Consider the following 16,206-nt stretch of genomic DNA (forward strand, 5'->3'; position numbering starts at 1 on the left):
ACCCTACTGGCAAAAGTCAAGACTTGTCAGAAGTTAGGCTGATCTAACCTTGAAGAAAGGGGCAAGTCGGGTGCACTCCCTGGAGGACTACGCCCACGGCGTACGGGCCGGCTCCCGTACCTGGGTCGCCCGCGCGATCACCCTGGTCGAGTCGACCAGGCCCGACCACGCGATCCTGGCGCAGCGGCTGCTCGTCGAGCTCACCCCGCTCACCGGCCACGCGTGCAGGGTGGGCATCTCCGGCGTGCCCGGCGTGGGCAAGTCCACGTTCATCGACGCGCTCGGCACGCTGCTGACCGGACGCGGGCACAAGGTCGCCGTGCTGGCCGTGGACCCCTCCTCCAGCAGGACGGGCGGCAGCATCCTGGGCGACAAGACCCGCATGTCCCGCCTGTCCGTCGATCCCGCCGCCTTCATCCGCCCCTCGCCGACCTCCGGCACCCTCGGCGGCGTCACCAAGGCGACCAGGGAGGCCATCGTGATCGTCGAGGCGGCCGGCTTCGACGTCGTCCTGGTCGAGACCGTCGGCGTCGGGCAGTCGGAGACCGCCGTGGCCGACATGGTGGACACGTTCCTGCTGCTCACCCTGGCCCGCACCGGCGACCAGCTCCAGGGCATCAAGAAGGGCGTGCTGGAGCTGGCCGACGTCATCGCGGTCAACAAGGCCGACGGCGAGCACGAGCTGCCTGCCAGGAAGGCGGCGCGGGAGCTGGCGGGGGCGCTGCGCATGCTGCGCTCGGGCTCGGCGCCGCCACCCGTGCTGACCTGCAGCGCGCTCACCGGCGACGGGCTGGACAAGCTCTGGCGGCACGTGCTGGCCCATCAGGAGTCGCTCGACCTGGCCGACAAGCGCCGCGGGCAGCAGGTGCAGTGGACGTGGACGCTGGTGCGGGAGCGGCTGCTGTCGGAGCTGCGCAACGACCCGGAGGTGGCCGCGATCACCGCGGGGGTCGAACGCGAAGTGCTCGCGGGCGAGCTCACACCCGCTCTCGCGGCCGACCGGCTTTTGTCCGTCTTTAAACGTCCTTGAATCATCGCCCGCATGGGCGAATTGTGGTTGCGGAGCAGCATCGAGAACCCAGGGGTGGAAATACACTCCCCCTCGGAGGAAAGTCCGCACCCCCCACACGGTAGCCGCCCGGCCGCGTTGCGTGATCCATGTCACGATGTCGCGCAACCGACGTGGGAGAGACGCAGATGAGTGCGGAATCGATGCTGCCCGAAAGGGTGGCCGGCGCGCTGGAGGAATATGGCCGCCTGCTGGACGCGCACGGCATTACGTGGGGCGAACCTGAGATCCATTATGTGAAATTCTTTGCCAGGAGAAGGGTTCTGCCGCCCGCGCTGTTCGACCGGTTCTGGCAGCTCGTCTTCAGGGCGGTGGCGGAGAGTCATCCGGGCGAGCCGCTCGACCAGCTCGCCGCCCGCCTCGACGAGCCCGACTACGACCGGGTCCTGCGCGACACCCTCGACGGTGAGCTCCCCGGGCACCTGGTGGCCCTTCGTGTCGGCCCGGACGGGGTCGTGCTGGAGGGGGCGCCGAAGACGGTCCTGCTCCCCGCGCCGCCGCTGCGCTCAGTCCAGGGAGAGGGCAAGGGGGAGGGCAAGGGCCGCCGCAGCGCGCGGGTGACCCTGCGCCGGGCGGGCGAGACGCCGTTCGTCCTGCTGTCCGGCGGCGCGCGGCGCAAGTCCAAGGACTCCGCGCCGGACGGTGGTGCGCGGCGGAAGTCCAAGGACTCCGTGCCGGACAGCGGTGTGCGGCGAGCCGCCACGGATCCGGCGGCGGGCGGCGCGGCGCGGCGCCCCACGACGGATCCGGTGGCGGGCGGCGGGGCGGGCCTGGTGCCGTCCGTCCCGCTGCCCGGCCGCGGCGAGGAGCGGATCTCCCTGCTCATCGACTCCTCCCTCGACGACACGTGCCTGGTCGGCGTGGACGACGAGCAGCGGCGGCTGGCCCCGCGCGGCGCCTGGCTGGTCGAGGTCGACCACGACAGCGCGATCGTCGTCGACGGCGCACGCGTCCGCCTGGACCTCCTGCTGCGGCCCACCCCCGCGGCCAGGCTGCGGCTGCGGGCCGGGATGCCCTGCCGGTGGAGCGTCATGGCCGCCGACGGCGCCGGCTGGTTCCCGCCCGACACCCCCAGCCGCCACGACTACCACGGCCGCCCCTACTTCCACGGCGACGACCTCCTCCTCGACGTCCCCTGCGTCCCCCTGACGATCACGGTCACCCGTGGCATGGAGTACGACGAGGCCACCCTGGAGCTCACCCCCGACCCGGCCGAGGAGCACCTGATCGAGCTGACCCCCAAGCGCCTGTACGACGCGCCCGCCCGCGGCTGGTTCGGCGGCGACATGCACGTCCACCTCAACTGGGCGGGAGACCTGGTCGGCCTGCCCGCGGACGCGGCCGCCGCCCAGCACGGCGAGGACCTGCACGTGCTCAACCTGCTCGCGGGCAACGTCGCGGGCAGCCGCGTCTACGACCGCGAGGCGCTGGAGCACTGGACCGGCGAGGACCTGCCGTGGTCCGACGCCACGCACGTGGCCAGGATGGGCGTCGAATACCGCAACGACCTGCTCGGCCACGTCTACGCCTTCGCGCCGCGCGCCGCGCCGCGCCGCTACCACACCGGGTTCGCCGGCGACTCGGACTGGCCGCCCAACGCCGACGGGCTGCGGGAGCTGCGTGGCCTCGGCGCGCTCGTCGGCTACAGCCACCCCTTCCACACCCCCATCTCCGACGGCGACCCGCCCAAGGGCGTCGTGTCGCCCGTGCCGCGCAACTGCGCCGCCCGCGAGCTGGTCGCCGACGCCGCGCTCGGGCTGGTGGACAGCCTCGACGTGCTCACGCATGCCTCGATCCCGGCCACGGCGGCGGTGTACCGGCGGCTGATCGGCGCGGGCAACCGGCTCGCCGTGACCGCGGGCACGGACGCGATGATCTCCTTCACCCGCTCGGACAACCAGTCGAACCCGCCCGGCTGGGCCCGCGTCTACGCCCGTACCGAGGGGGAGCTGACCGCCAGGTCGTTCGCGGCGGCCGTACGCGCCGGCCGTACGTTCGCCACCACCGGCCCCTGGCTGGAGATGACCGTGGACGGTCACGGCCCCGGCCACGTCATCCACGCCCGCAAGGGGCAGCGCGTCACCGTCACGGCCGCCGCCATCGGGCCCGAGGTCGCCGCGGTGCGCATCCGCACCGCGGACGGCGTGCGGGCGGGCGCCGAACGGCTGCCCGGCGACTTCGCCCGCCCGGGCGGCGCGGGCCGCGCGGAGGCGCTGACCGTGACGGCCGACTTCGTGGTGGACGAGCCGACGTACGTGGTGGCCGAGGTCCTGTGCGACCCGCACCCGCGCACCATGACGGCCACCGGGTACGCCCTGACCAGCCCCGTGTACGTGGACGTGGACGGCAGGCAGGTCGCCAGGCGGGACGACGTGCGGTGGTGCCTGGAGTGGCTGGACCTGCTGGAGGAGCTGATCAGGCAGCACGCCCGCCTGGCCAGCCCCTACCAGTTCGGCGACCACGTGTCCTTGCTCGAACAGGCCAGGACGATCTACCGCGCACGCCTGAGCTGAGCCCCCGGCGCCGGCCCTCCTGCGGCCGGCGGCACCCGGCACGGCCGGACCGGCCGTGCTCGCCGACCTCCGCGCCACGCGCTTTCCGGCCGACTGTGCTAAATTTTGGCCATGCGGTCAGAAATTGAGTCGAGCGGACAGAAATCCCGCTCCTTCATCGAGGAGGCGAGGCGCGCCCAGATCGTCGCCTCAGCCGTGGAGGTGATCGCCGAGGTCGGGTTCGCCCAGGCCTCGCTGGCGCGCATCGCCAAGCACACCGGCATCAGCAAGGGCGTCATCTCCTACCATTTCGCCGGCAAGGACGAGCTGATGGAGGAGGTGGTCGACCGCACCTACGGAGGCATCGCCGAGCACGTCATGGCCCGGATGGAGGGCCTGCGGACCGCCACCGAGCTGCTCAGGACGCATCTCCTGGCCGTCGCGGAGCACATGCGCGGCCACCGCACCCAGCTCAAGGCGCTGGGCGAGATCTTCTACAACTTCAGGACCGCCGACGGCGCGCCTCGCTACGGCATCAAGGCCAACGAGGACGTCTACCTCGCGCTGGAGCAGATCTACCACCTGGGGCAGGCGAACGGGGAGTTCAGGGCGTTCGACCCCCGTGTCATGGCCATCACCCAGTCCTCCGCCATCGACAACATGTTCAGCTACTGGGTGGTCTATCCCGACCACGACCTGGACGCGCACGCCAGAGAGCTGGCAGACCTCTTCGAAAGGGCATGCACGAAATGAAGGCCGAGCCGAGGACCGGGACCAGGCTCTACGCGGTGGACAACCTGCGGGTCGCGCTGACCGCGCTCGTCGTCGCCCACCACGTCGCCGTCACCTACGGCAACATCCCCCTGTGGTTCTACACCGAGCCCGCCAAGGACGGCTCGGGCGTCCTGCTGGACCTCCTGGTCATGGTCAACCAGGCGTTCTTCATGGGCTTCTTCTTCCTCATCTCCGGCTTCTTCACCCCCGGCTCACACGACCGCAAGGGCGGGCGCGCGTTCGTGCGCGACCGGCTGGTGCGGCTCGGCATCCCGCTGCTGGTCTTCCTCGTGCTGCTGCGGCCGCTGGTCAACTTCGGCGGGCTCGCCGAGCGTCCCGGGATGCCGTACTGGCAGTACTACCTCGGCTCGTGGGACCCGGGGCCCATGTGGTTCGCCGAGGTGCTGATCGTCTTCGGGCTCGTCTATGCGCTGTGGCGGACCCGCGCCAGGCCGCTCGACCGGCGATCAGTCCCGCTCAGGCTCCGGTGGGTCGTGCTGTACGTCCTGGGTCTGGCCGCCGTCACGTTCCTGTGGCGGATCCCGGTGCCGACCGGCAGCTACGTGCCCGTGCTCGGGCTGCCGTCGCCGCAGTGCCTGCCGCAGTACGCGAGCATGTTCGTGCTCGGCTGCGTCGCCCACCGGCGTGGCTGGTTCGAGAGCCTGCCCGCGCGGGCCGGGCGGCTCGGCTTCGCCGCGGCGGGCCTGTCGACCGCGGTGCTGCTGCCCGCGGCGGTCCTGACCGGCGGCGCGGTGTCGCAGGCGGCGATGGCCCTGTGGGAGTCGGCCTTCGCGGTCAGCCTGATCATCGGGCTGCTGGTGCTCTTCAGGGAGCGGTTCGGCGGGCAGGGGCCGCGCGGCAAGTGGCTGTCCGACCACGCCTTCACCGTCTACATCATCCACCCGGTCGTGCTGGTCGCCCTCGGCTACGCGCTGCGCCCGCTGGCGGCGATCGCGATCGTCAAGTTCGCCGTCATGCTGGTGGTGGCGCTGCCGCTGTGCTGGTGGCTGGCCTCTCTGGTGCGGTCGCTGCCGGGGGCCAAACGGGTGCTCTGAGCAGCTCCGGCAGGGGAGCGACCCGGCCGTCGCGCACGCACACGTACGTGATCGTGCCGACGGCCACCAGGTCGTCCCCCCGGCGCATGGTGAACGTCATCGTGAGCGACGTCGTCCCCACCCTGGCCGGGACGCTCTCCACGGCCAGGACGTCGCCGAGCCGGGCGGGGGCGTGGTGCTCGCAGCCGCTCACCTTGACGACCACGTCGGCGCCCTCCGCCCGCAGCCCGTCGTAGCCGCCCCTGGGGGCGAGCCAGTCGAGGAAGGCGTCCTCGAAAAACTCGTAATAGCGGGCGGCGTGCATCATCGCCTGCGCGTCGCAGTGTCTCGGGCGTACCTGGAGGTGGGAGATCACCCCAGGAACCCTACGCGCGCGCCCTCAGGCGTAGAAGGAGTCGAGCGTGGCGCCGTGCCGCTCCTCGACCGCCTTACGCTTGATCTTCAGGCTGGCCGTCAGCTCCCCGGTCTCGACCGTGAAGTCCTCGGCCAGGATCGCGAACTTCTTGACCGTGGCATAGCTCGCCTGGTCGGCGTTGACCTGCTGGATCGCCTTGTCGACCTCTTCGAGCATGCGCGGGTGCTCGCGCAGCGCCTCGGCGTCGGCGGGGAGCGACTCGGCCTCCGCCCACGGCTTGACCACGTCCATGTCGAGCGTGACCAGCGCCGTGACGTAGTTGCGCCGGTCGCCGTGCACGAACACGTGCGACGCGTACGGGCAGGCCGCCTTGATCCGGCCCTCCAGGTAGGTGGGCGCGACGTACTTGCCGCCCGAGGTCTTGATCAGCTCCTTCTTGCGGTCGGTGATGCTCAGCCGGCCTTCCTCGTCGAGCTCGCCGATGTCGCCCGTGTGCAGCCAGCCGTCCTCCAGCGCCGCCGCCGTCTCGTCGGGCAGGCCGTGGTAACCGCGCATGATGCCGCGCCCGCCGATGAGGACCTCGCCGTCCTCGGCGATGCGCACCTCGGTGCCGGGCAGCGGCGGCCCGACCGTCCCGAACCTCACCGTGTCCGTCCGGTTGAGGAAGCTGCCCGCCGACGACTCGGTCAGGCCGTACCCCTCGAGGATCGTCAGGCCCGCCGCGTCGAAGAACTCGGCGATGTCCTTGGACAGCGGGGCCGCGCCCGAGATGAAGAAGCGGATCCGGCCGCCGAACCGGGTGCGGAGCTTGCTGAAGACCAGGCGGTCGGCCAGGGCGTACTCGGCGCGGGTGGTGAACGGGACGGCCTTGCCCCGCTGGCGGGCCCTGGTGACCCGGATGCCGGTCGCGCGCGCCCAGCCGAAGATGCGCAGCTTGAGCCCGCCCTCGCGCTGCTGGGTGGCGACGACCGTGTTGTGGATCTTCTCGAAGATGCGCGGCGCGGCGGCCATGAACGTCGGCTGCAGCACGCCCAGGTTGTCGGCGATCTTGTCGAGGCGGCCGTCGATCGCGGTGGGCACGCCGATGTCGATCATCACGACCTCCAGCAGCTTGCCGAACGAGTGCGACAGCGGCAGCCACAGGAAGTGCAGGTCGGAGCCGGAGATCAGGTCCAGCTCGCGTACGGAGCCCGCGGCGTAGAGCCAGTTGTCGTGCGTCAGCTCCACGCCCTTGGGGCGGCCGGTGGTGCCGGAGGTGTAGATGAGCGTGGCCAGGTCGTCCGGCCCGATGGCGCCGACCATCGCGTCGTAGTCGCGTTCGTGCCCGGTGCCGCTCAGGGAGTCGAAGGTGACCACCCAGCCGTCGTCGCTGGCCGAGCCGTCGATGACCACCACGTGGGTGACGTCGGGCAGCTCCTTCTGCACGGACCTGATCTTGGCGACCTGGTCGTCGTTCTCGGCGATGACGATGGTGCTGCCCGAGTCGGTGATGACGAAGGCGGACTCGGCGGCCGTGTTGGAGGGGTAGATCGTGGTCGTCGCCGCGCCGGTGGCCAGCACCGCGAGGTCGGACAGGATCCATTCGAGCCGGGTCGAGCACAGGATGGACACCCGGCGGCCCGGCGCTGCCCCCAGCTCGGCCAGGCCGAGCGCCAGCCCGCGGACCCGCTCACCCACCTCGGTCCACGTCAGCGAGGTCCAGCCGTCGTCCGCCGGCACGCGGTACGCCTCTGCGTCTGGGGTCGCCGCGATGCGGTCGCGGAGCAGGGAGGGAATGCTGGACATGCCTGACCTCCTGGAGGGGTGTTGAGCCCGACTCTAGGACGACGGCGCCGTATCAGTCGATGGTCCCGGGCGTGCGGGAGCCGCTGAGGGCTCGTTCATCGGCCTTCAGCAGTGGGGGAGAGGGCGCTGGGGGGCGACGACGACGCCCCTCGCGGTCCGCACCTCCCACGCGCCGCAGGCGCATCGCAGGTAGGAGACGAGACCTTCGGAGGTGCGGTGTGAGGAGACGACGGTCAGGGCGAGGGGGTCGTGCAGGCCTCTGGGATGCATGATTCCAATCTGATGTAATGACCTTATGCATTTCAACGCTTACGGCGGTAATGGCGCGGCCCTCGCCGCGGCGCTGGTCAACGCCACCGACTTCAGCCCGGCCGCGGTCGAGGCGATGCTGTCGGAGCACCGCCTGCTGCGCACCGCCGTGACCGCCGGGCAGGCGCGGGAGCTGCGGGGGTGGGCGGGGCGGCTCGCGCCGGTGTTCGGGGAGCTCGACCTCGACCTCCAGGTCAAACTCGTCAACGATCTGCTCGACGGCACCGCGACCAAGCCGTACGTCAGCACCCACGACGGCCGCGAGCCCCACCTGCACTTCTTCTCCGTGGACGCCGACATCGTGGCCAGGGCGAAGGACACCTCGGCGGGCGGCCTGGCGATGGCGATCTCGTTCTCCGACGGCCGCCGGCTCGGGCGCTGCGACAGGGAGGGCTGCGACACCGTCTACGTCGACACCTCGCGCAACGGGCGGCGCCGGTTCTGCTCCCTGGCCTGCGCGAACAGGGTCAACGTGGCGGCGCATCGCGCCAGGAGCCTTGCCAAGTGACGGGCGATTCGCATATAGTCCCGTGCGTCTTATCGCCGAGTCACGGGGGCAGCCGACGTGAGGATCTGAGGTCGCGGGCACCGCGCCGTTCAGCCCTGTCTTGGGCATGCGCGCACACCTGGGCCTCGGCGATCTCCTCGCCTCCACTCTGAGCGACCCTCGCTCGAGTTCCCTGTGTCGTCGCGCGCATCTGCGGTGATTCCCGCCAAGTCACGAAATTTCGACGTTTGTGACGGGAGCCGCCTTATGTCATTTTCCATTGTGGTAGATCACGTGTCCTTCGGCTGGCCTGACGGCACCAAGGTGCTCGACGGGCTGGACGCCGCGTTCCCCGCCGGGCGTACCGGGCTCATCGGGGTCAACGGGTCGGGCAAGTCCACGCTGCTGAAGATCATCGCCAGGGAGCTGGCGCCTCGATCCGGATCCGTGTCGGTCTCGGGCGAGGTGGGGTACCTGCCGCAGAACGTCCCGCTCGGCGCCGGCCGTACCGTGTCCGACCTGCTGGAGATCAGCGGGACGCGGGCCGCGCTGCACGCCATCGAGCGCGGCGACGTGGCGGAGGAGCACTTCGCCGCGGTCGGCGACGACTGGGACGTCGAGGAGCGCGCGCGGGCCGAGCTCGACCGGCTCGGCCTCGATCACATCGGGCTGGACCGCACGGTCGGCACGCTGTCCGGCGGCGAGACCATCATGGTCGCGCTGGCCGCCCAGCTGCTGAAACGGCCGGAGGTGCTGCTGCTCGACGAGCCCACCAACAACCTCGACCTGGACGCGCGGGAGCGGCTCTACGCCGCTGTCGCCGCCTGGGCGGGCGTCCTGGTGGTCGTCAGCCACGACCGTACGCTGCTGGAGCTCGTCGACCAGATCGCCGAGCTGCGCGAGGGCGTCGTCCGCATGTACGGCGGCAACCTGAGCGCCTACGAGGAGCAGGTCGCGGCCGCGCAGGAGGCCGCCGCGCGGACGGTGCGCACCGCGGAGGGCGAGGTGCGCCGGCAGCAGCGCGAGCTCGTCGAGGCCAGGATCAAGCTCGACAGGAACCTGCGCAACGGCAGGAAGGCCTTCGAGAACAAGAAGGTGCCGAAGATCGTGGCCAACACCCTCAAGGGGAAGGCCCAGGTGTCCGCGGGCAAGCACCGCAACCTGCACCTGGAGAAGCTGGAGGAGGCGCGCGACCGGCTGAGCGAGGCCGAGCTCGCCGTACGCGACGACGCGGAGATCCGCATCGAGCTGCCCGGCACCGAGGTGCCCGCGGGCCGCACGGTGCTGACCCTCCCGCTGGCCCCGCCTCCCGGCGCTGCTGCTGAGGACGAGGGGGCGGTCCGCACGGCCGTGCTGGACACGCTCGTCGTACGCGGGCCCGAGCGGATCGCCCTGCTCGGCCCGAACGGCTCGGGCAAGACGACCCTGCTCAAGCGGATCGTCGAGCAGGGCGCCCACGTCCCGGTCCGCTACCTGCCGCAGCGGCTCGACCTGCTGGACGACGCGCTCAGCGTGCTGGACAACGTCCGCGCCGTCGCACCCTCCGCCTCGGTCAACGAGGTGCGGGCCCGGCTGGCGCGCTTCCTGTTCAGAGGCGAGCGGGCCAACCAGGCGGCTGGCACGCTGTCGGGCGGCGAACGGTTCCGTGCGACGCTCGCCGCGCTGTTGTCGGCGGAGCCGCCGCCGCAGCTCCTCCTGCTCGACGAGCCGACCAACAATCTCGACATGGCCAGCGTCCGCCAGCTCGCGCAGGCGCTGTCGGCGTACCGGGGGGCGCTCATCGTGGCCAGCCACGACCTGCCGTTCCTGGAGACGCTCGGGATCACCCGCTGGCTACGGCAGGACCGGGAGGACGGACTGGCTGAATCGTGATTGACGGGCAGGGATCAACCGGGCGATAGTGTGGCAGGTGGCTTCACCTCGGTTGATCTCCTGCGTTCTGGCCCTGGCGGCGCTCACCGCGGGCGGGTGCTCGTCTCCCGCGCCCGCACCGACCGGCGGTGAGCCCAAGGTCAGCGGCGTCGCCGGCGGCAAGGGCGGCGCGCCGGCCAGCGGCGGCGCGTCCGCCAGCACCAGCCCCGCCCCGGCCGCGCTGACGCCGGAGGCCTACAAGGGCGAGCTGGACAGCAGGCACAAGTCGATGGCCGCCGCGATCGACGCCTTAGTGGCCGCGCGCGGGGTCAAGGCTCTGGACCAGCGGGTCAGCAAGGCGGAGGACGCGCTGAGCGGCGCCGCCGACGCGCTCGCCGTCCTCACCCCGCCCGACGCCATCCGCGCCCAGCACGACACGTACGTGACCAGCCTGCGCGACTTCGCCACCGAGCTGGGCACCACCTCGGGCAAGGTCGGCGCGCGGGACCTGTGCACCTCCTCGGCAGTGCTGACCGACGTCGACGACAAGCTGACCGCGCTCGACAAGGCGGGCGAGGCCCTGCAGAGCGCCGGCGACTACCCGGCCGACGTCGTGGACGTGTCGGCCAAGAAGAAGCAGACCAGGCGGCTGAGCAACGGCTCGTACATCCGCAAGGGCTCACTCAACGGCCGCAGCTCGCTGCAGATCGACAACGGCGGCACCCGCGACGCGGTCGTCACCGTCGTGAAGGGCGGCAGCAAGGCGTTCAGCGTCTATGTGCGCAGGAAGGCGAAGTTCAAGGTCAGAGGCGTGCGGGACGGTAGCTACAAGATCTACTTCACGCACGGCGTGGACTGGGACGGCAAGGGCAAGACGTTCACCCGCGAGTGCAGCTTCGAGCGGTTCCAGAAGAGCGTGAAGTTCAAGACCACGTTCACCGCCACGCAGATCCGCTGGCACGACTGGCGGATCACGCTGCACGCCATCTCCGGCGGCAACGCCCGCACCGCGCCCGTGGACCCGGACGACTTCCCGGGCTGAGCGACCCGGTCGTCTCGCGGGCCTCACGGTCCTCGCTGGCCCCACGGGTCCCACAGGTCCTCACGGGCCGGGAAACGGCAGGGGCCGCGCACCCGGGGTGCGCGGCCCATCTGATCACGTCGAGAACAGCATGCCCACCCAGCTGCGCTGACCGTGGCGGCCGTGGCCACCGTAGTGGCCACCGTGGCCGCCATGCGGGGCGCCCCAGGCAGGGCCGGGGGCGGGGCCGGGGGGAGGAGGCGCGTGGTACTGCGACTCCATCCGGCTCAGCGTCTCAAGCTCGCCGTAGTCGAGGAAGATCCCACGGCAGTTGTCGCACTGCTCGATGTGCACACCGTTGCGCTCATAGGTCCGCATGTTCCCGCGGCACTTGGGGCACTGCATCTAAGTCGCTCTCCTTGGCTTCGAGGTCTCAGGGTGAAACCTACCGCGCGCAACCTCGTCACGCTCGGACGATTCTGTTGCACGATTCGACCAACGAATGTTCGACGTCGTCCAGTTCCCGATCCTCCCGCTCGGCGTTGAGCACGGCCACGGCGGCGAGCTGAACGGTGAGCGCCCTGGCCGGCACATCGAGCCGCTGCCACGGGTCGTCGCCCGGCCCGAGGGCGGGCCCGCCGGAGGCCTGGTACGCCCCCAGGAAGCGATCCCAGACGGCCGGCTCCAGCAGCCCGGCGGCGTACCAGGCGGCCGGTCTGGCCAGGTCCCATGCCGGGTCGCCGACGCCGAGGTCGTCGATGTCGATGAGCAGCCAGCGGTCGCGCTGGACGAGCTGGCCCAGATGCCAGTCGCCGTGCGTCAGCAGCGCGGGCGTGGGCGTGGGAGCGGGCAGCTCCCTGAAGGCCCGCCTGACCAGCTGCTCGACGGGGCCGTCACCGGTCATGCGGGTGACGGCGCGGGCGGCCCTGGCGGGCCCGCCGGCCGGGGGCATCCCGGGCATCAGCGTGAGAGGGACGGCGTGCAGCCTGGCCAGCAGCCTGGCGCCCTCCTCCCAGGGGGCGGCGCCGGGGTTGTCTTGAGAGACCGGACGGCCCGCGGGCCAGACCGTCACCGCCCGCCCGGCGGCCGTCAGCACCTCGGGCACCAGCGGGGCCAGCATCACGCCGCTCACCGCGGCCGCCGCGGCGGCCCGCAGCCTGGGGCGTAACGACTCGTCGTCGTCGCGGGCGGAGTGGGCCTTGACCACGACCTCGCCCATGCGTAACACCACGACATCCGTGCGCGTCGCGTGCCGCACAGGCCTGCCCGTGCCGCCATACGCCGCGGCGATCCCCGCCAGTTCCGCCTCCAGACCCACTCGTACACACTATCTGGCAGGTTTGGGGTCGCAGGTCGCCGAAGGGACCCACCGGACCACTCGGAACCGCCCGCCTAGCCTGCGGTAACGGCCGCCCGTCCGCGTTCGGTGCATGCGCCGGTCGATACCTGTGGGTGCCGCTGGTCGCGGATTCCACGCGGAATGATCTTTTCGCCCACGTCCATGAGCGCGCGAGGAAAGATCACCACGGAGGCCAGGCAGGCCACGCATCTCGCCGCATTGGGGCTTGCACGACACGGCCGGGACGGAACGAGACAAGATCGCTTTGTGTGAGCGGCTGCGCACTGAACCGCCTCCGCCCGATGGCGTCGCGGTCGCAGCGGGCGGAGGCGGTTCGGCGGCAGGCGCGGGAGCGGCTGGTGGCGGTGCTCGGGGGCGAGTTCGACGCTGAGCGTGTGCTTCCGCCTGAGACGCTGGCCCCGGTGCAGGCAGTGCCGGCGGCGGGCCCGGGCGCCGAGTGCCGGGCGGCTCGTGCGGGGATGAAGCGGCGTCGGCAGGGGCAGGAGGCGGTGGGGCCGGCATTGCGGGCCGCGTGACGAGAGCGGCGGTCGGCCGGGAGGTTGTCGTGAGCGACGCGGAGCAGTGGGCGGAGCTGGCCCGGCAGTGGCTGGCTGTCTCGTCGCGACGGGCGGCCCGTGCGATGCGGGAGCGGGAGCGGGAAGCCGCGAGGCGGCGTCGTGGGTGGCGGCCGGGGGAGGGCTGGCGGTGGCAGCGGGCCGATCTGGAGGCGGAGGAGTCTGTGGCGCAGGCCGAGTGGGCGACGGAGCCCGAGGCGGTGGGCGGCCCGAGCGAGGCGGAGATCGAGGCGGCCAAAGAGGCGCTGCGGCGGGATACGGCGCTGGCCCGGGCGAGAGCTCGTGCTCGGGACGAACGAGATAAAGGACGCCAACAACCTGAAGGGGGCACACGATGACCACGACCGATGCGTTCGAAGGCTGCTCCTGTCGGGAGGGCACACGCGTCGGTCAGACTAGGTCCCATGAGAGTCGGTTTCGCCGTACCCCAGTCAGGGCCCTGGGCCACGCCCGAGAACATGCGCCGCGTCGCCGCCCGGGCCGAGGAGCTCGGCTATCGCGAGCTGTGGACGTTCCAGCGGCTGCTGTATCCGGTCGGGCACCCGATGGGGCCGACCTATCGCAGCGTGCACGACCCCGTCGTCACGCTCGCCCACCTGTCGGGCGTCACGAGCGAGATCGGCCTCGGGGTGGCGGTGATCAACACGTACGTGCAGCCCGTGGTGCTGGCCAAGCAGCTCGCCACGCTGCAGACGCTCTCGGGCGGCCGGCTGACGGCGGGGCTCGGGCTGGGCTGGCTGCCGGAGGAGTTCGAGGCCACCGGTACGAGCTCCGAGAGGCGCGGACGGCGCGGGGAGGAGTTCGTCGAGGTGCTGCGCAAGGCGTGGGCCGACGACGTGGTCGAGCACGACGGCGACTTCTTCCGGGTGCCGCCGTCCCATATCGATCCCAAGCCCCTGCCCGGGCCGCCCCCGATCCTGCTGGGCGGGACCGCCGAGGTCGCGCTGCGCCGCGCCGGGCGGCTCGCCGACGGCTGGGTGAGCTCCAGCAGGGAGGACCTGTCCGCCATCGCCGGCCGGATCGAGCTGATCAAGCGGTCGCTGGCGGAGTCGGGGCGGGACGCGGCGGCGTTCAGGTTCGTGTGCCGCGGGGTCACCCAGGTCAGGCCGGCCGGGCACGACGGGGAGCGCCGTCCGCTGACCGGCACGTTCGAGGAGATCAGGCGCGACGTGGACGAGCTGGCCGCGGCCGGTGTCACGGACGTCTTCCACGACCTCAACTTCGACCGCGAGTTCGTCGCGACCGAGGCCAAGGACGCGATGCGCAGGGCCGAGGAGGCGCTGGAGGCGCTGGCGCCCTAGAAGCCGCCGTACGGCACCGTGATGATCTCCAGGTTGTGGCCGTTGGGGTCGGACCAGTAGAGGCCGCGCCCGCCGTCGTTGGTGTTGATCCGCCCCGGCTCCTGATGGAACGGATCGGCCCAGTACGTCAGGCCGCGATCCTTGATCCGGCCCCAGATCTGGTCGAACTCCTCGTCGCCGACCAGGAACGCGTAGTGCTGCGACGGCACGTCCGCGCCTGCCTGGACGACGTCGAGCGAGACGTCGTTGCCCAGCGAGACGACCCGGAACGGGCCGTAGACCGGGGCCGGCTCCAGGCCCAGCAGATCGACCAGGAACGCGGCGGTCTCGTCTCTGTCCCTGGCCGGCACGATGGTGTGGTTCAGATGGACGGACATGTCTTCAGGCTATTTCGCGGCCGTCCCGGCGTCCATGTCGGTGTCTGCTTCGGTGTCTGCTTCTGTGTCTATTCGAGGGCGATGGGCAGGGTGCGGACGCCGTTGATGAAGTTCGACGGCAGCCAGGTCACCGGGCCCGTCACCGTGATCTCGCGGACGCTCTCCCGCAGCTCGGCCAGCAGGGCGCCGATCTCGGCGCGGGCGAGCTGGGCGCCCAGGCAGAAGTGCGGGCCGTAGCCGAACGTCAGGTGCCTGTTCGGCGTCCTGCCCACGTCGAAGCGGTCGGGGGCGTCGAAGACGGTCTCGTCGCGGTTGGCGGAGACGGTCCAGAGCGCCACCACGTCTCCGGCCGCCACCTTCCGCCCGGCCAGCTCGGTGTCCCTGGTGGCCGTCCTGCCGACGTGGGCGGCGGGGGTGGTCCAGCGCAGGATCTCCTCGACGGCGGGGGCGATGAGCGCGGGGTCGGCGCGCAGGCGGGCCCACTGCTCGCCGTACGTGGCCAGCGCCAGCAGGCCGCCGGCCATCGCCAGGCGGGCGGTCTCGTCGCCGCCGATGATCAGGTTGTAGCAGTTGAGCAGGATCTCCTCCTCGGTGAGGCCGCCGCCGACGAGGAGGCTGACGATGTCGTCGCCGGGGGCGGTCCTGCGTTCTGCGGCCAGGCGGGTGTAGTAGAGCAGGATCTCGCTCTGCGCGATCCTGGCCTGCCGAGTCACGCCGCCCGCGTTGCCCGCGCTGCCCGTCCCGCCACCCGCTCCCGTCCTGCGGCCCGGTCCCGCCGCTCCGCCGCCTCCGCCGTCCGCTCTGGTTCCGGGGCTGGTGCCGCCTTGTTCGTGGGTGTCGCCTTCGCCCAGCATCGCGTCGCCGGTCAGCTCCAGGACGCGCCGGCGGTCGCGCTCGGGGACGCCGAGCAGCTCGCAGATCGCGCGTAAGGGCACCTGGGCGGCGACCTCGGCCACGAAGTCGCCGCCGCCGCGCCGTACCAGCGCGCCGAGCAGCTCACGGGTGGCGGTGGTGATGGAGCGGGTGACGGGGCCGAGCGTGCGGGGGCCGAAGCCGGGCGTCAGGAGCCGCCGCAGGCGGGTGTGCCGCGGCCCGTCGGTGACGACCAGCATCCGGCCCGCGCCGGGATCGTGGCCGCGCAGGAGCGTGCGCAGCATGTTGCCCTGGAGTGAGGTGAAGGCTGCCGGGTCGCGTACGACGCGCAGGACGTCGGCGTGCCGGGTGACGCTCCAGAACCGTTCGTGCCTGCGTACCGGGTCGTGGGCGCGCAGCCAGCGCCAGACCGGGGTGAGGTCGTTGGCGGCGTGCAGGGCGGGGTCGAGCAGGTCCAGGTCGTCGATCCCGGCGACGTCCGGCTGCGGCCTCGCCACTCCGGCCGGTACGGGAGGGCTCATCGGCTCAGCTCGCTCGGGAGGT

The 16,206-nt window shown here is 71.6% G+C and carries 17 protein-coding genes; 10 read left to right on the forward strand and 7 right to left on the reverse strand.

The annotated features are described in order from the left end of the window. Positions 1–70: 70 nt before the first annotated feature. The 4 genes from meaB (at position 71) to ABEA43_RS14215 (ending at position 5,390) form a co-directional block, all read left to right on the forward strand. Entirely contained in the window at positions 71–1,030 is a 960-nt protein-coding gene (gene meaB / locus ABEA43_RS14200) for a methylmalonyl Co-A mutase-associated GTPase MeaB (protein WP_345561898.1), read from the forward strand. Positions 1,031–1,197: 167 nt separating this feature from the next. Further along, the gene (locus tag ABEA43_RS14205) at positions 1,198–3,582 is read left to right on the forward strand and encodes a CehA/McbA family metallohydrolase (RefSeq protein WP_345561900.1); all 2,385 of its coding nucleotides are present in this window, start codon (positions 1,198–1,200) and stop codon (positions 3,580–3,582) included. 111 nt (positions 3,583–3,693) lie between these two features. Further along, positions 3,694–4,314 (forward strand): TetR/AcrR family transcriptional regulator, encoded by a 621-nt coding sequence (locus tag ABEA43_RS14210; RefSeq protein ID WP_345561902.1) that lies wholly within the window; start codon positions 3,694–3,696, stop codon positions 4,312–4,314. Continuing rightward, a complete protein-coding gene (locus ABEA43_RS14215) occupies positions 4,302–5,390 on the forward strand; it encodes an acyltransferase family protein (RefSeq protein ID WP_345561904.1) in 1,089 nt (362 codons plus the stop codon). The genes ABEA43_RS14210 and ABEA43_RS14215 overlap by 13 nt, the downstream gene beginning before the upstream one ends. Here ABEA43_RS14215 and ABEA43_RS14220 read toward each other — a convergent pair. The 3 genes from ABEA43_RS14220 to ABEA43_RS14230 form a co-directional block, all read right to left on the reverse strand. Then, the gene (locus ABEA43_RS14220; RefSeq protein ID WP_345561905.1) at positions 5,308–5,745 is read right to left on the reverse strand and encodes an acyl-CoA thioesterase; all 438 of its coding nucleotides are present in this window, start codon (positions 5,743–5,745) and stop codon (positions 5,308–5,310) included. The two genes, ABEA43_RS14215 and ABEA43_RS14220, sit on opposite strands and share 83 nt — an antisense overlap. 24 nt (positions 5,746–5,769) lie before the next feature. After that, positions 5,770–7,530, reverse strand: coding sequence for an AMP-dependent synthetase/ligase (locus ABEA43_RS14225; protein ID WP_345561906.1), 1,761 nt, complete (start codon positions 7,528–7,530; stop codon positions 5,770–5,772). 105 nt (positions 7,531–7,635) lie between these two features. Next, positions 7,636–7,800, reverse strand: coding sequence for a hypothetical protein (locus tag ABEA43_RS14230; RefSeq protein ID WP_345561908.1), 165 nt, complete (start codon positions 7,798–7,800; stop codon positions 7,636–7,638). Between the two features lie 25 nt (positions 7,801–7,825). Here ABEA43_RS14230 and ABEA43_RS14235 point away from each other — a divergent pair, with 25 nt between their 5' ends. From ABEA43_RS14235 to ABEA43_RS14245, 3 genes are all read left to right on the forward strand, one after another. After that, positions 7,826–8,347 (forward strand): CGNR zinc finger domain-containing protein, encoded by a 522-nt coding sequence (locus tag ABEA43_RS14235; RefSeq protein WP_345561909.1) that lies wholly within the window; start codon positions 7,826–7,828, stop codon positions 8,345–8,347. Positions 8,348–8,593: 246 nt separating this feature from the next. Beyond that, positions 8,594–10,198, forward strand: a complete 1,605-nt coding sequence (locus ABEA43_RS14240) for an ABC-F family ATP-binding cassette domain-containing protein (protein WP_345561911.1) — start codon at positions 8,594–8,596, stop codon at positions 10,196–10,198. Positions 10,199–10,235: 37 nt separating this feature from the next. Beyond that, positions 10,236–11,219 (forward strand): hypothetical protein, encoded by a 984-nt coding sequence (locus ABEA43_RS14245; protein ID WP_345561912.1) that lies wholly within the window; start codon positions 10,236–10,238, stop codon positions 11,217–11,219. Positions 11,220–11,333: 114 nt separating this feature from the next. On the opposite strand, the gene ABEA43_RS14250 is transcribed toward ABEA43_RS14245, so the two are convergent. Together ABEA43_RS14250 and ABEA43_RS14255 are read right to left on the reverse strand one after the other, a co-directional pair. Further along, a complete protein-coding gene (locus tag ABEA43_RS14250; protein ID WP_345561913.1) occupies positions 11,334–11,603 on the reverse strand; it encodes a TFIIB-type zinc ribbon-containing protein in 270 nt (89 codons plus the stop codon). Positions 11,604–11,661: 58 nt separating this feature from the next. Continuing rightward, positions 11,662–12,516, reverse strand: coding sequence for a phosphotransferase (locus ABEA43_RS14255; protein ID WP_345561915.1), 855 nt, complete (start codon positions 12,514–12,516; stop codon positions 11,662–11,664). A 323-nt stretch (positions 12,517–12,839) separates the two neighbouring features. Here ABEA43_RS14255 and ABEA43_RS14260 point away from each other — a divergent pair, with 323 nt between their 5' ends. The 3 genes from ABEA43_RS14260 to ABEA43_RS14270 all read left to right on the forward strand — a co-directional run bounded on the left by ABEA43_RS14260 (position 12,840) and on the right by ABEA43_RS14270 (position 14,413). Further along, positions 12,840–13,073, forward strand: coding sequence for a hypothetical protein (locus ABEA43_RS14260; RefSeq protein ID WP_345561917.1), 234 nt, complete (start codon positions 12,840–12,842; stop codon positions 13,071–13,073). A 29-nt stretch (positions 13,074–13,102) separates the two neighbouring features. Further along, entirely contained in the window at positions 13,103–13,450 is a 348-nt protein-coding gene (locus ABEA43_RS14265; RefSeq protein ID WP_345561919.1) for a hypothetical protein, read from the forward strand. 66 nt (positions 13,451–13,516) lie between these two features. Next, positions 13,517–14,413: a TIGR03619 family F420-dependent LLM class oxidoreductase gene (locus tag ABEA43_RS14270; protein WP_345561921.1), complete on the forward strand. Its 897-nt coding sequence runs from the start codon at positions 13,517–13,519 to the stop codon at positions 14,411–14,413. On the opposite strand, the gene ABEA43_RS14275 is transcribed toward ABEA43_RS14270, so the two are convergent. Continuing rightward, complete coding sequence (locus ABEA43_RS14275) at positions 14,410–14,790, reverse strand: VOC family protein (protein ID WP_345561923.1); 381 nt, start codon at positions 14,788–14,790, stop codon at positions 14,410–14,412. The two genes, ABEA43_RS14270 and ABEA43_RS14275, sit on opposite strands and share 4 nt — an antisense overlap. Positions 14,791–14,858: 68 nt before the next feature. Continuing rightward, positions 14,859–16,184 (reverse strand): cytochrome P450, encoded by a 1,326-nt coding sequence (locus tag ABEA43_RS14280; RefSeq protein WP_345561925.1) that lies wholly within the window; start codon positions 16,182–16,184, stop codon positions 14,859–14,861. Positions 16,185–16,206 lie beyond the last annotated feature (22 nt).

The sequence above is a fragment of the Nonomuraea rosea genome (genome assembly GCF_039539705.1).
In the GTDB taxonomy this organism is placed as follows: Bacteria; Actinomycetota; Actinomycetes; order Streptosporangiales; family Streptosporangiaceae; genus Nonomuraea; species Nonomuraea rosea.

Excerpts from the sequence above, each read along its gene's own strand:
- ABEA43_RS14215 (WP_345561904.1), top strand. The coding sequence starts at position 4,302 with ATGCACGAAATGAAGGCCGAGCCGAGGACCGGGACCAGGCTCTACGCG.
- ABEA43_RS14230 (WP_345561908.1), bottom strand. The coding sequence starts at position 7,800 with ATGCATCCCAGAGGCCTGCACGACCCCCTCGCCCTGACCGTCGTCTCC.
- ABEA43_RS14205 (WP_345561900.1), top strand. The coding sequence starts at position 1,198 with ATGAGTGCGGAATCGATGCTGCCCGAAAGGGTGGCCGGCGCGCTGGAG.
- ABEA43_RS14235 (WP_345561909.1), top strand. The coding sequence starts at position 7,826 with ATGCATTTCAACGCTTACGGCGGTAATGGCGCGGCCCTCGCCGCGGCG.
- ABEA43_RS14210 (WP_345561902.1), top strand. The coding sequence starts at position 3,694 with ATGCGGTCAGAAATTGAGTCGAGCGGACAGAAATCCCGCTCCTTCATC.
- ABEA43_RS14260 (WP_345561917.1), top strand. The coding sequence starts at position 12,840 with ATGGCGTCGCGGTCGCAGCGGGCGGAGGCGGTTCGGCGGCAGGCGCGG.
- ABEA43_RS14280 (WP_345561925.1), bottom strand. The coding sequence starts at position 16,184 with ATGAGCCCTCCCGTACCGGCCGGAGTGGCGAGGCCGCAGCCGGACGTC.
- ABEA43_RS14225 (WP_345561906.1), bottom strand. The coding sequence starts at position 7,530 with ATGTCCAGCATTCCCTCCCTGCTCCGCGACCGCATCGCGGCGACCCCA.
- ABEA43_RS14240 (WP_345561911.1), top strand. The coding sequence starts at position 8,594 with ATGTCATTTTCCATTGTGGTAGATCACGTGTCCTTCGGCTGGCCTGAC.
- ABEA43_RS14250 (WP_345561913.1), bottom strand. The coding sequence starts at position 11,603 with ATGCAGTGCCCCAAGTGCCGCGGGAACATGCGGACCTATGAGCGCAAC.
- ABEA43_RS14275 (WP_345561923.1), bottom strand. The coding sequence starts at position 14,790 with ATGTCCGTCCATCTGAACCACACCATCGTGCCGGCCAGGGACAGAGAC.
- ABEA43_RS14270 (WP_345561921.1), top strand. The coding sequence starts at position 13,517 with ATGAGAGTCGGTTTCGCCGTACCCCAGTCAGGGCCCTGGGCCACGCCC.